Below are 13,022 nucleotides of genomic sequence, written 5' to 3' on the forward strand. Positions count from 1 at the left end.
TCATGAACGTCAATACCTCGCCTGACCAGATCGTTCGCAGCACGGCCCAGGTCACGCCGGGCTACATGTCCGGCTTCGGCAACAGCTTTGAAACGGAGGCGCTGCCGGGCGCGCTGCCGATGGGGCGCAACTCGCCGCAGCGCTGCGCCTATGGGCTCTACGCCGAGCAATTGTCAGGCTCGCCCTTCACCGCGCCGCGCGGCACCAATGAGCGCTCCTGGCTCTATCGCATCCGCCCGTCAGTCAAGCATTCGGGACGCTTTGAGAAAGTCGACGCCGGACTGTGGCGCTCGGCGCCGTGTCATGAATACGACCTGCCGATCGCGCAATTGCGCTGGGACCCGACGCCGATCCCGCAGGAGGAGGTGACGTTCCTTGGGGGCGTGCAGACCATGACGACAGCCGGCGACGTCAATACGCAGGCCGGCATGGCCGCGCACGTCTACCTCATCACCAAATCGATGGTGGACCAGCATTTCTACAATGCCGACGGCGAGCTGATGTTCGTGCTCCAGCAGGGCAATCTTCGTCTCGTCACCGAGTTCGGCCGCATCGACGCCGAGCCCGGCGAGATCGTGGTGATCCCGCGCGGCGTAAAATTCCGCGTGGAGATTCCGAACGGTCCGGCCCGCGGGTACCTCTGCGAAAACTATGGCGGCGCCTTCACGCTGCCCGAGCGTGGGCCGATCGGCGCCAATTGCCTTGCCAATGCGCGCGACTTCCTGACGCCGGTCGCCTGCTACGAAGACAAGGACACGCCGACCGAGCTCTACGTCAAATGGGGCGGCTCGCTGTTCAAGACGCAGCTAGCCCATTCGCCGATCGACGTGGTCGCCTGGCACGGCAATTACGCGCCGTACAAATACGATTTGCGCACCTTCTCGCCGGTCGGCGCGATCGCCTTCGACCATCCCGATCCCTCGATCTTCACGGTGCTGACCTCGCCGTCGGAGACGGCGGGCACGGCGAATATCGACTTCGTCATCTTTCCGGAACGCTGGATGGTCGCGGACAACACCTTCCGGCCGCCCTGGTATCACATGAACATCATGAGCGAGTTCATGGGGCTGGTGTACGGCGTCTACGATGCCAAGCCGCAAGGGTTTGTGCCGGGCGGTATCTCGCTCCACAATTGCATGCTGCCGCACGGCCCCGACCGCGACGCCTTCGATCACGCCAGCAACGGCGAGCTCAAGCCGGTCAAGCTCACCGGCACGCTCGCCTTCATGTTCGAGACCCGCTACCCCCAGCGCGTCACCGCGCATGCCGCGAAGTCGTCGATGTTGCAGGACGATTATGCCGATTGCTGGAAAGGCCTGGAGAAGCGCTTCGATCCGAACAGGCTGTGATGATTTGTTTTGCTCGTCATCGCCGGGCTTGACCCGGCGATCCATCACTCTTCGAGGTGATGGATGCCCGGGTCAAGCCCGGGCACGACGATTTTCCGATTGGAGAAATGAGTGCCCCACCCCAACGACCCCAGCCTCCGCTCCTTCATCGACGTCGATCCCTCCTCCGACTTCCCGATCCAGAACCTCCCCTATGGTGTGTTCTCGACCGCGGCCTATCCGGCGCCGCGCGTCGGCGTTGCGATCGGCGACTACGTGCTCGACCTCTGGGAGCTCGAGCAGGACTCCCGCCTGGATGTCGGCCCGCTCGGCGTGTTCTCGGCGCCGTCGCTCAATCCGTTCATGGCGCTGGGGCCAAAAGTCTGGGCAAAGACGCGGGCGCGGATCAGTGAGCTGCTCCGCCACGACCATCCGGAGCTGCGCGACAACGAGGAGCTGCGCAAGCAGGCTCTGCTGCCGATGCGCGACGTGCGGCTGCATCTGCCATTCGCGGTTTCCGGCTACACCGATTTCTACTCGTCGAAGGAGCACGCCACCAATGTCGGCGTGATGTTCCGCGGCAAGGACAACGCGCTGCAGCCGAACTGGCTCTACATGCCGATCGGCTATAACGGACGCGCCTCGACCGTCGTCGTCAGCGGCACCAAGGTGAGGCGGCCGCGGGGGCAGTTGAAGCCGCCGAATGTCGAGGTACCGAGCTTCGCAGCCTGCAAGCGGCTCGATTTCGAACTGGAGATGGGCGTCGTCATCGGACAGCCGTCGCCGATGGGCGGCATGCTCAGCGAGCAACAGGCCGAGGAGATGATTTTCGGCTTCGTGCTGCTCAACGACTGGAGCGCCCGCGACATCCAGCAATGGGAATATGTGCCGCTCGGCCCGTTCCTCGCAAAGGCCTTCGCGACCTCGATCAGCCCGTGGGTGGTGACGCGCGAGGCGCTGGAGCCGTTCCGCACTAAAGGTCCCGAGCAGAGCCCGGCGCCACTCGATTATCTCGCGCAAGCCCGGCCGCAGAACTATGATGTCGAGCTCGACGTCTCCTTGCGCGCCGCCGGCACGAACGCGCCCGCCAGCATCAGCCGCACCAATTTCAAGTACATGTACTGGTCCTCGGTCCAGCAATTGATGCACCACGCCTCCTCAGGCTGCGCGATGAATGTCGGCGATCTCCTGGGGAGCGGCACGATATCAGGGCCGGAGAAGAACCAGCGCGGCAGCCTGCTGGAGATTTCCTGGAATGGCACCGAGCCCGTGGAATTGCCCGGCGGCACCAAACGTTCGTTCCTGGAGGATGGCGACAGCCTCGTGATGCGCGGCTGGTGCCAGGGCGACGGCTACCGCGTCGGCTTCGGCGAGGTCGAGGGGACGATTCTTCCGGCGGAATAGGACGGCGCCACGAATTGTAGGGTGGGCAAAGGCGCGCTCTTCGCGCGCCGTGCCCACCACGTCTGCTGCATTCGCGGAGAGATGGTGGGCACGGCGCTGACGCGCCTTTGCCCACCCTACGAGTTCAGCGCTCCGCCGGCGGTACGCCGCGAATCCTTGCGCAATGCGCCGCGACATCCTCCGGGCTGTACTTCAAATGCACCCGCTTGTCTGACGGCACGTGCTTGGCCACGCACACGCCCGGCCGCCATTCCTTGGCGGGCCGGATCGGGCGCGGCGTGAAACCACCGCCGCAGTTCGGACAGACATTGAAGAGTTTCGTCTCCACGCAGTCTGCACAGAACGTGCATTCATACGAGCAGATCCGCGCGTTCGCAGCATTCGGCGGCAGGTCGCAGTCGCAATATTCGCAGTTCGGCCGAAGCTGCAGGGCCATGACGCAATCTCCCGGAGCATGATCCGCAAAAGTGTGCAGCGGTTTTCCGAAAAGATCATGCTCAAACAATTAGGTCGGCATCGATCATCGCAGATCGCGCACCATGCGCGAATGCCGCATTTCCCTCGATTTCAGCCAGGTGCGAGCCCTTTCAACGGCAGCCGCGAGCTTTCCTTCAGGCGGTCGAGCACGATCGAGGAGCGCACATGCGCCACGCTCTGGTGCGGCATCAGCACGTCGTTGACGAGGTTGGAGAGGCCCTTGAGATCGCGCAGCACGGCCTTCAGCACATAGTCGGCATCGCCGGTGAGTGAATAGGCCTCCTGGATCTCGTCGATGCGGCCGACGAGGGTGCGGAATCGCTTGGCATTGTCGGGCGAGTGCGTCGCCAGCGTCACCTGGATGAAGGCGACGACGCCGAAGCCGAGCGCCTCGCTGGAGAGGTCGGCATGATAGCCCGCGATCACCTTCTCCTCCTCGAGCCGCATGCGCCGCCGCGAGCATTGCGAGGCCGAGAGGGCCGCGAGATCGGCGAGCTCCTGGTTGGTGAGGCGGCCGTCGTCCTGCAGCGCGGTCAGGATCTTGAGATCGAAGGCATCTATCTGGATCATGCGTCATTTGTCCATTTCATGCACAAACCGTGCATACAATACCGGAAATGGGTCCCGTTTGCACGCCCATTGCGCGCCCCATGAAGGATAGTTCAGGCGAACAATCCGGGAGAGATCGCCAATGGGTCCGTTTCCGCACGATGCACCGCCCGCCACCATCAGCGCCGACAATCCGATGGGCACCGACGGGTTCGAATTCGTCGAATATGCCCATCCCAATCCGCAAGAGCTGCACGCGCTGTTCAAGCTGATGGGCTTTGCGCCCGTCGCGCGCCACAAGACCAAGACAATCACGGTCTATCGCCAGGGCGACATCAACTACCTCGTCAACGAGCAGCCCGGCACGCATGGCTTCGATTTCGTCGCCGCGCACGGGCCGTGCGCACCGTCGATGGCGTTCCGCGTGGTCGATGCGCAAGCGGCCTACGACCGCGCGATCGCGCTCGGTGCCGAGCCGGCGGACGTCACGTCCGCGCAGAAGACGCTGGATGTGCCCGCGATCAAGGGCATCGGCGGCAGCCTGCTGTATCTCGTCGATCGCTATGGCGCGAAGGGCTCGGCCTATGATTCCGAGTTCGAATGGCTTGGCGCGCGCGATCCGCGGCCCCATGGGGCCGGCCTGTTCTATCTCGACCATCTCACCCACAACGTCCATCGCGGCCGCATGGATGTCTGGGCCGGCTTCTACGAAAAGCTCTTCAACTTCCGCCAGATCCGCTTCTTCGACATCGAGGGTCGCGCCTCAGGCCTGTTCTCGCGGGCGCTGACCAGCCCCGACGGCAAGATCCGCATTCCCATCAACGAGGATGCCGGCGATTCCGGACAGATCGAGGAGTATCTGAAGATCTATCGCGGCGAAGGCATCCAGCACATCGCCTGCGGCTGCCACGAGATCCACGGCACGATCGAGGGCCTGCGTGAGGCCGGCCTGCCCTTCATGCCGTCACCGCCCGACACCTATTTCGAGAAGGTCGATACGCGGCTGCCCAAGCACGGTGAGGACGTCGCGCGATTGCAGCGCAACGGCATCTTGATCGACGGCGAGGGCGTCGTCGACGGCGGCCAGACCAAGGTGCTGCTCCAGATCTTCTCCGCCAACGCGATCGGCCCGATCTTCTTCGAGTTCATCCAGCGCAAGGGCGACGATGGCTTTGGCGAGGGCAATTTCAAGGCGTTGTTCGAATCGATCGAGGAAGACCAGATCCGCCGCGGCGTGCTGAAGGTGGACAACGCGGCGTAAGCACGCTGCCGTAGCTGTAGGGTGAGCAAAGCGTAAGCGTGCCCACCGCTTCTCTCGCAATCCTGGTTGGATGGTGGGCACGGCGCTACGCGCCTTTGCCCACCCTGCGAGGCCGTTGCTACCGGCTCGCCTTCCACGCGCTTGCCACCGCGCCGATCTCCGCAGCCTCAGGGTCGCGAACCGCTGACGGCGTGCGCAAAAACCGCGGCGCCGGTCCCGGCTGCTTCACACCATGGCGTTCGACGAAGACGTTGCGTGCGACCATGTGCGGATGCCGTGTCGCCTCCGACATCGTCAGTACGGGCGCGAAGCAGATGTCGGTGCCTTCCATGATGCTGCACCAGTCCTCGCGGGTCTTGCTCTTGAAGACGGCCTTCAATTTCTCCTTCAGCGCCGGCCAGGCCTTGCGATCCATCTGCGCCTCGAAATCGGCGTCGGTGAGTTTGGCGTGCTGGCGCAGCAGCGCGTAGAATTGCGGCTCGATCGAGCCGATCGAGATGAAATGGCCACAGGCGCATTCGTAGACGCCGTAGAAATGCGCGCCGCCGTCGAGAAAGTTCTGGTCGCGGCCTTCGGTCCAGCGGCCCATCGCGGTCATGTCGAAGAAGAACGACATCAGCGACGCCGCACCGTCGCACATCGCCGCGTCGACCACCTGGCCCTTGCCTGACTTTTGCGCCTCCAGCAGCGCTGCGAGCACGCCGACCACGAGGTAAAGCGCGCCGCCGCCGAAATCGCCGACGAGGTTGAGCGGCGGTACCGGCGCCTCCTTCGTGCCGATCGCCGCCAGCGCACCGGTGATGGAGATGTAGTTGATGTCGTGGCCCGCGGCATTCGCCAGCGGACCTTCCTGACCCCAGCCGGTCATGCGGCCGTAGACGAGTTTTGGACTGCGCGCGAGCACGACATCGGGGCCGAGACCGAGCCGCTCCATCACGCCGGGACGAAAGCCTTCGATCAGCGCGTCGGCGTGGCTGAGCAGGTCGAGCACCTGCGCGATCGCCGCCTGGTCCTTCAGGTCGAGCTCGATCACCTTGCGGCCGCGGCCTGCCACCGACTTCATGCTCTTCCTCGCACCGACGCGATCGAGCGTGACGACCTCGGCGCCCATGTCGGCGAGCAGCATGCAGGCGAACGGGCCGGGGCCAATGCCGGCGAATTCGACGATGCGGAAACCTGCGAGCGGGCCGGAGACGCCGACGGAGGAGCCTTCTGATTTTTCCTGGGCAGTTTCCTGGGCTGATTGATCGAGCACGTTGTTGTTTCCCCGGGGTCGCAAGACGGGTGTGCGAGAAGCAGCACCCCTTTTGCACGTTCCTCTGTGGACGAGTTAATTGGTTGATTAAGTTTTCCCGCCTTCGACCTGACGAGGCAAGCGCTTTTGATGCATGGGCGCATAATAAAAGCGGCGCGCATTGCTGCGCGCCGCGGAAAATTTGTGTTGAGTAGCTAAAGCGCGATTGCGATCAGCCCGCCGCAGCAACTGCGCGCTGCGCCATCACCTTGATCAGATTGGCACGGTACTCGGATGAGCCATGCAGGTCCGACAACAGCCCGCTCGACGGGATCGTCACACCGTCGATCGCGCTCGCCGCCCAGTTCGCCTTCAGCGCGGCTTCGATGGCGCCGGCCCGCATCACGCCGCTCTGCGAGGCGCCGGTCACGGCAACGCGGATGTCGCCCGACTTGGTCTGGGCAACGAACACACCGGTCAGTGCGAAGCGCGAGGCCGGATGCGGGAACTTGGCGTAACCCGCCTTCGCCGGAACCGGGAACGAGACGGCGGTGATGATCTCGCCGTCCTCGAGGGCGGTCGAAAACAGGCCCTTGAAGTAGTCATCCGCCGCGATCGAACGCTTGTTGGTCTTGATCGTCGCACCCAGCGCCAGCACTGCCGCCGGATAATCGGCGGCGGGATCGTTGTTGGCGAGCGAGCCGCCGATCGTGCCGCGATAGCGCACGGCGGGATCGCCGATCAGCGAGGCCAGGTACGCAACCGCCGGGATCGCCTTCTTCGCGGCGTCGCTGGTCGCGACGTCGTAATGCGGCGTTGCGGCCTTGATGGTCAGCGTGTCGCCGGCGGCTTCAACGCCGATCAGCTCCTTGATTTTCGCAAGGTCGATCACGTCAGAGGGGCTGGCGAGCCGCTGCTTCATCACTGGCAGCAGCGTCTGGCCGCCGGAGAGATATTTTGCCTCGCTGCCCTTGGCGAACAGCGCGGCGGCCTCATCCACAGAGGAGGCACGATGATAAGTGGTCTGGTACATCTTCGTTCCTCCTTCTCAAGCCGCGTGGATCGTGCGCCACACCCGATCAGGGGTCGCGGGCATTTCGAGATTGTTCTTGCCGATCGCATCCGTGATCGCGTTGATCACGGCAGCGGACGCGCCGATCGCGCCGGCCTCGCCGCAGCCCTTGATGCCCAAGGGATTACCCGGGCAGAGCGTCGTGGTGTGGCTGAGCTTGAACGACGGCAGGTCATCGGCGCGTGGCATGGTGTAATCCATGAACGACGCCGTGATCGGCTGTCCGTTGGCGTCATAGACCGCGTGCTCGAGCAGTGCCTGCCCGATGCCTTGCGCAAGGCCGCCATGGACCTGGCCCTCCACGATCATCGGGTTGATCAGCCGGCCGAAATCGTCGGCCGCCACGAAATTGACGAACGACGTCTTGCCGGTGCCGGGATCGACCTCAAGCTCGCAGATATAGGCGCCGGCCGGGAAGGTGAAGTTGGAGGGGTCGTAGAAGGCGCTTTCCTTCAGGCCCGGCTCCATCCCGTCAGGCAGGTTGTGCGCGGTGTAGGCCGCGAGGGCGACCATCGGCAGCGCGATCTTCTTGTCGGTGCCGGTCACCTTGAACTCACCGTTCTCGATGACGATGTCGGCTTCCGAGGCTTCCAGCTGATGCGCAGCGATCTTCTTGGCCTTGGACTCGACCTTCTCCACGGCTTTCAGGATCGCGGTGAGACCGACGGCCGCAGAGCGCGAGCCATAGGTGCCCATGCCGAACTGCACCTTGTCGGTGTCGCCATGGATGATCGAGACCTGGCTGATGGGAACCCCCAGGCGTTCTGAAATGAGCTGAGCGAACGCTGTCTCATGGCCCTGGCCGTGGCTGTGCGAGCCGGTCAGCACCTCGATGGTGCCGACCGGGTTGACGCGCACCTCCGCCGATTCCCACAGGCCGACGCCGGCACCTAAGCTGCCCACGGCCTTCGAGGGTGCAATGCCGCAGGCCTCGATGTAGCAGGAGACGCCGATCCCACGCAGCTTGCCTTCCGACTTCGCTTGCGCCTTGCGGCCCGCGAAGCCGGCATAGTCGATCGCCTTCATCGCCGCATCGAGCGAGGCGTTAAAGTCGCCGGTGTCGTAGGCCATGATGACCGGCGTCTGGTGCGGGAACTGCGTGATGAAATTCGTCTTGCGCAGTGCGGCCGGATCGACATTCAGTTGCCGCGCCGCCGTCTCCATCATTCGCTCGATCAGGTAGCTCGCCTCGGGTCGGCCCGCGCCGCGATAGGCGTCGACCGGCGTGGTGTTGGTGTAGACGGCGATCACCTCGGCATGGATCGCCGGGATGTCGTACTGGCCCGACAGCAGCGTCGCGTAGAGATAGGTCGGCACTGCCGAGGAGAACAGCGACATATAGGCGCCGAAATTGGCGTAGGTCTTCACCTTGAGGCCAGTGATCTTGTTGTTCGCATCGAACGCCATCTCCGCATGCGTGACGTGGTCGCGGCCATGCGCATCGGTGAGGAAGGCCTCGGTGCGGTCGCCGGTCCACTTCACCGGACGGCCGGTCTTCTTCGACGCCCACAGCGCCACCATCTCTTCGGGATAGATGTAGATCTTGGAGCCGAAGCCGCCGCCGACGTCCGGTGCAATCACGCGCAGCTTGTGCTCGGGCGCGATGTTGTAGAAGGCCGACAGCACGAGGCGCGCGACGTGCGGGTTCTGCGAGGTCGTATAGAGCGTGAAATGCTCTTCGGCCGTATCGTAATCGGCGACCGCCGAGCGCGGCTCCATCGGGTTCGGCGCGAGGCGGTTGTTGGTGAGGTCAAGCTTCACCACATTGGCCGCCTTCGCAAATGCGGCGTTCACCGCATTCTCGTCGCCGATAACCCAGTCATAGATCTGGTTGCCGGGTGCTTCGGGATGGAGTTGAGGTGCGCCGGCCTTGATCGCGTCGGTCACGTTCGCGACAGCGGGCAGTTCCTCGTAATCCACCACCACGGCTTCGGCGGCGTCGCGTGCGAGGTTCTTGCTTTCGGCGATCACGACCGCGACGGCCTGGCCGACGAAGCGCACGGTCTCTGGCGCCATCGCGGGCCACGCGCCCATCTTCATCGGGCTGCCATCCTTGGAGGTGATGGCCCAGCCGCAGATGAGGTTGCCGACCTTGTCGTCGACGATCTCTTTGCCGGTCAGCACGGCGACCACGCCCGGCAGCTTCAGCGCCGCGGCGGCATCGATGCCCTTCACCTTGGCATGCGCGTGGGGGCTGCGGATGAAATGGGCATAGGTCATGCCCGGTAGCTTGACGTCGTCGACATACCGGCCCTTGCCGGTAATGAAACGCTTGTCTTCCTTGCGCACAACGCTTGCGCCAATGCCTTCAACACCCATGTCCTGTCCTCCCGACCGGAATTTGTTTGACCGCGCTTTCCATCGAAAGCTGCGGCGGTTGTTCGATTGAGGCGAGGTCGCCGCTTACTCGGCGGCCTGCGCGACCTTCATGCGGCCGGCCGCATCCAGCACCGCCTTCACGATGTTGTGGTAACCGGTGCAGCGGCAGATATTGCCTTCGAGCTCGTGGCGGACGGTGGCTTCATCGAGCTGGCCACCGTGACGTTTCACGATATCGACCGCCGACATGATCATGCCCGGGGTGCAGTAGCCGCACTGCAAACCGTGATTGTCGCGGAACGCCGCCTGCATCGGGTGCAGCTCGTCGCCCCTGGCGAGACCTTCGATCGTGGTGACGTTCGCGCCATCGGCCTGGCCTGCCAGCATGGTGCAGGATTTCACCGCACGGCCGTCGATGTGCACGACGCAGGCACCGCACTGGCTGGTGTCGCAGCCGACATGGGTGCCGGTGAGGTTGAGGTGATCGCGCAGGAGATGGACCAGCAGCGTGCGGTCCTCGACATCGACAGAGACCGCCTTGCCGTTCACTGTCAGTTTGACTGTAGACACGTGAGTACCTCCCGTATGTGTTTTGTCGTTGTTCTAATTAGAGACAGCGCGAACGGAACTTTGCAACTGGGATTTTGGTGACCGCGGGTCATGGAAAGGTCATCGTGGCGACGGTCGCAGGCGCGCGATTCGATCATGACGCTCCGCGCCGCCGCCCGCGCGTGGCGCGACCTGTGAGACGCTTCCGGAAAAATCTGCGTCACGCCTGCGGCGGCGTGCTTTCCATGCCGCCGCGCGACGCCGTTTGCCCTCGGACCTCAGCCTTGTCGCGCGTCGCTTCTCCCTCTGATGCCTTGTTCGTTGTTTCGAATAGGAGCACGCGCCCGCGGCTTTGCAATCGCGATCTTGGTAGTAGGCGCAATCCAGCTAAGTCATTGATTTCGTTGATGGTGCCCCTGGCCACCTCGCCTGAGGCGCGTGTGGCGATCGCGGGCGTCCCGATACTGCAGCCCATTCCGTCGTTCCAGGGCCCGGGAGGCCGGAGTCCGTCGGGTCGCAGGGTTCGCGGATGAATGGATTCTCAGATACGCAATTGCGCATCACAGCTCGCGGAGTGACGGTGACTGATCATCGGCGAAGGCGCCGGCGGCGTCGCTAGCTTTCGCCAGGGGCGGCGCGAAAGTCAGACTCGAGGAAGCATCGCCCGACGTCACCACCCCGCACGACGAGAACCGAAGCGCTGATCGGCGGCAAGCTTGCGCAGCTCGACTCGCGGCTGATCGATTCGAGGCTGCGGAAGCTGGCCGCAAATTTCTTCGAAGCCTTGCAACTGTGGTAGCGCCGTCATCGTGATTGACGCGAATGATCGACGCGCGTGTCGGACGGAAACGATCGGATCGTGGCACGATATTGCCGCAAATCCGATCGTGCATTTCGAGCTTCACACCAAGCGCAGGACGCGTGCTTCGACAACGAGATGAGCGGCACGAGCCGACAATGATTTGCACTACTACCTTCCGCCTATACTAAGCGCGCAAAGTCGATGCTGTAATTTCCAACGATGGCTCGCAGACAAACTGCGCATCACGAGCGCGGCGCGCTCAGGCGCCCAACATGGCGTACACACCAACACCGCGGAGGGAATACATGACCTTTGGAACGAAGGGCTTTTTGGCTGGCATTTCGATGATTGCGATGCTGGCCGCCAGCACGACCGTCACTCGCGCCAACGACTCGGTGCTCAAGGCGCAATCCGATGCGAACCAGTGGGCCGTTGCCGGCCACGACTACGGCAACACGCGCTTCAGCCCGCTCAATCAGATCAATACCGAGAACGCAGGCAAGCTGTCGCTCGCCTATTCGTTCTCGCTGGCGTCGCTGCGCTCGAACGAATCCTCGCCGATCGTGATCGGCAACACGCTCTACGTCTCGAGCTCCTGGGGCCCGAAATACGTCTACGCGCTCGATGCCGCGACGGGGCAGCGCAAATGGACCTGGGAGCCCGACATTCCCGATGACGTGCTGCAATACGCCTGCTGCGACGTGAACAATCGCGGCGTCACCTACGCCGACGGCAAGATCTTCGTCGGCCGCCTCGACGGCAAGCTGACGGCAATCGATGCCGCGACCGGCAAGTCGCTGTGGACCGCGAAGGTGGTCGACTACAAGCAGGGCTCGGTCATCACCTCGCCGCCGCTCGTCGTGCGCGACAAGGTCATCACCGGCTTCGGCGGCGGTGAATACGGCGTGCGCGGCGCGCTGCTCGCCTTCGACATCAACACCGGCAAGCAGATGTGGCAGACCTATACCGTGCCTACGCCGGATGAGCCCGGCGGCGACACCTGGAAGGGCGATTCCGCCCAGCATGGCGGCGGCGCGGCCTGGCTGGTCGGCTCCTATGATCCCAAGAGTGACACGGTCTATTGGGGCACCAGCAATCCCGCTCCGTGGAACTCGGCCGTTCGCTCGACGGGCAATGGCGATTTCGGCAAGCTGACCAATCTCTATACGGCGTCCACGCTCGCCCTCGATCCCAACACCGGCAAGATCAAGTGGCACATCCAGACCACGCCGGCCGATGCCTGGGACTACGACGGCGTCAACGAAGCCGTTCTCGCCGATCTCAATATCGGCGGCAGCAACGTTCCGGCGCTGATGAAGGCGGATCGCAACGGCTTCTTCTTCGTCGCCAACCGCGAGACCGGCAAGGTTCTTTCGGCAGAGAAATATGTCTTCTCGAACTGGGCGCAGAAGTGGGACGTCGCCACCATGCGTGCGGTCGAAGACCCCGACAAGCGTCCGGGACCAGGCCATCCCATCAAGGACGTCTGTCCAAACCTGATCGGTGGCAAGAACTGGCAGCCGATGTCGTTCAATCCGCAGACCGGTCTCGTCTACATCCCGTCCAACAATGTTTGCATGGACTGGTCGGTGAGCGACATTTCCTACAAGCGTGGCGTGTTCTATCTCGGTGGTGAGTTCCCACCCAAGGAAGGGCCCGGCGGCTTCATGGGCGAACTCGTGGCCTGGGATCCGGTCGCGCAGAAGAAGGTCTGGTCGATCAAGGAAGATCTGCCGTTCAACGGTGGCACGCTGACGACGGCTGGCGGCCTGGTGTTTGCCGGTAACATCCATGGCGATTTCCGCGCCATCGATGCGAAGTCCGGCAAGGTGCTGTGGAGCAAGAATCTCGGCTCCGGCATAGGCGCGGGTCCCGTGACCTACCAGGTCGACGGTAAGCAATACGTGGCCATCGTCGTCGGTCGCACCGCTGCGATGCCTGCGTTCCTGGGCGGCATCGGCGGGAAGATGACGGCCGCAGCTCCCGAGGGCGGTTCGCTCTTCGTGTTCTCCGTCCAGTGACCACTC

At 63.6% G+C, this 13,022-nt stretch carries 10 protein-coding genes; 4 read left to right on the plus strand and 6 right to left on the minus strand.

Going from position 1 to position 13,022, the window contains the following annotated elements:
• Window positions 1-2 precede the first annotated feature (2 nt).
• Window positions 3-1,349, plus strand: coding sequence for a homogentisate 1,2-dioxygenase (gene hmgA, locus SO180_RS15775; protein ID WP_449379758.1), 1,347 nt, complete (start codon window positions 3-5; stop codon window positions 1,347-1,349).
• Between the two features lie 111 nt (window positions 1,350-1,460).
• Window positions 1,461-2,732: a fumarylacetoacetase gene (fahA, locus tag SO180_RS15780; RefSeq protein WP_449379759.1), complete on the plus strand. Its 1,272-nt coding sequence runs from the start codon at window positions 1,461-1,463 to the stop codon at window positions 2,730-2,732.
• Window positions 2,733-2,856: 124 nt separating this feature from the next.
• On the opposite strand, the gene SO180_RS15785 is transcribed toward fahA, so the two are convergent.
• Together SO180_RS15785 and SO180_RS15790 are read right to left on the minus strand one after the other, a co-directional pair.
• On the minus strand, window positions 2,857-3,168 hold the full coding sequence (locus tag SO180_RS15785; RefSeq protein WP_449379760.1) for a DUF1272 domain-containing protein: 312 nt from the start codon (window positions 3,166-3,168) through the stop codon (window positions 2,857-2,859).
• Window positions 3,169-3,299: 131 nt separating this feature from the next.
• Window positions 3,300-3,779: an Lrp/AsnC family transcriptional regulator gene (locus SO180_RS15790; RefSeq protein WP_449379761.1), complete on the minus strand. Its 480-nt coding sequence runs from the start codon at window positions 3,777-3,779 to the stop codon at window positions 3,300-3,302.
• 121 nt (window positions 3,780-3,900) lie between these two features.
• On the opposite strand from SO180_RS15790, the gene hppD reads away from it, so the two are divergent.
• Entirely contained in the window at window positions 3,901-5,019 is a 1,119-nt protein-coding gene (hppD, locus tag SO180_RS15795; RefSeq protein WP_449379762.1) for a 4-hydroxyphenylpyruvate dioxygenase, read from the plus strand.
• A 118-nt stretch (window positions 5,020-5,137) separates the two neighbouring features.
• On the opposite strand, the gene SO180_RS15800 is transcribed toward hppD, so the two are convergent.
• From SO180_RS15800 to SO180_RS15815, 4 genes are all read right to left on the minus strand, one after another.
• Window positions 5,138-6,274: a CaiB/BaiF CoA transferase family protein gene (locus tag SO180_RS15800; RefSeq protein ID WP_449379763.1), complete on the minus strand. Its 1,137-nt coding sequence runs from the start codon at window positions 6,272-6,274 to the stop codon at window positions 5,138-5,140.
• 211 nt (window positions 6,275-6,485) lie between these two features.
• Window positions 6,486-7,286, minus strand: coding sequence for an FAD binding domain-containing protein (locus SO180_RS15805; RefSeq protein ID WP_449379764.1), 801 nt, complete (start codon window positions 7,284-7,286; stop codon window positions 6,486-6,488).
• Window positions 7,287-7,301: 15 nt separating this feature from the next.
• The gene (locus SO180_RS15810; RefSeq protein ID WP_449379765.1) at window positions 7,302-9,644 is read right to left on the minus strand and encodes a xanthine dehydrogenase family protein molybdopterin-binding subunit; all 2,343 of its coding nucleotides are present in this window, start codon (window positions 9,642-9,644) and stop codon (window positions 7,302-7,304) included.
• Between the two features lie 84 nt (window positions 9,645-9,728).
• A complete protein-coding gene (locus SO180_RS15815) occupies window positions 9,729-10,214 on the minus strand; it encodes a (2Fe-2S)-binding protein (protein WP_449379766.1) in 486 nt (161 codons plus the stop codon).
• Between the two features lie 1,086 nt (window positions 10,215-11,300).
• On the opposite strand from SO180_RS15815, the gene SO180_RS15820 reads away from it, so the two are divergent.
• A complete protein-coding gene (locus SO180_RS15820; protein ID WP_449379767.1) occupies window positions 11,301-13,016 on the plus strand; it encodes a PQQ-dependent methanol/ethanol family dehydrogenase in 1,716 nt (571 codons plus the stop codon).
• The last annotated feature ends 6 nt before the right edge of the window (window positions 13,017-13,022 follow it).

This window comes from Bradyrhizobium sp. UFLA05-112, assembly GCF_053572325.1.

Coding starts and splice junctions, on each gene's coding strand:
- hppD (WP_449379762.1), top strand. CDS start 3,901: ATGGGTCCGTTTCCGCACGATGCACCGCCCGCCACCATCAGCGCCGAC.
- SO180_RS15820 (WP_449379767.1), top strand. CDS start 11,301: ATGACCTTTGGAACGAAGGGCTTTTTGGCTGGCATTTCGATGATTGCG.
- SO180_RS15810 (WP_449379765.1), bottom strand. CDS start 9,644: ATGGGTGTTGAAGGCATTGGCGCAAGCGTTGTGCGCAAGGAAGACAAG.
- hmgA (WP_449379758.1), top strand. CDS start 3: ATGAACGTCAATACCTCGCCTGACCAGATCGTTCGCAGCACGGCCCAG.
- SO180_RS15805 (WP_449379764.1), bottom strand. CDS start 7,286: ATGTACCAGACCACTTATCATCGTGCCTCCTCTGTGGATGAGGCCGCC.
- SO180_RS15785 (WP_449379760.1), bottom strand. CDS start 3,168: ATGGCCCTGCAGCTTCGGCCGAACTGCGAATATTGCGACTGCGACCTG.
- SO180_RS15790 (WP_449379761.1), bottom strand. CDS start 3,779: ATGATCCAGATAGATGCCTTCGATCTCAAGATCCTGACCGCGCTGCAG.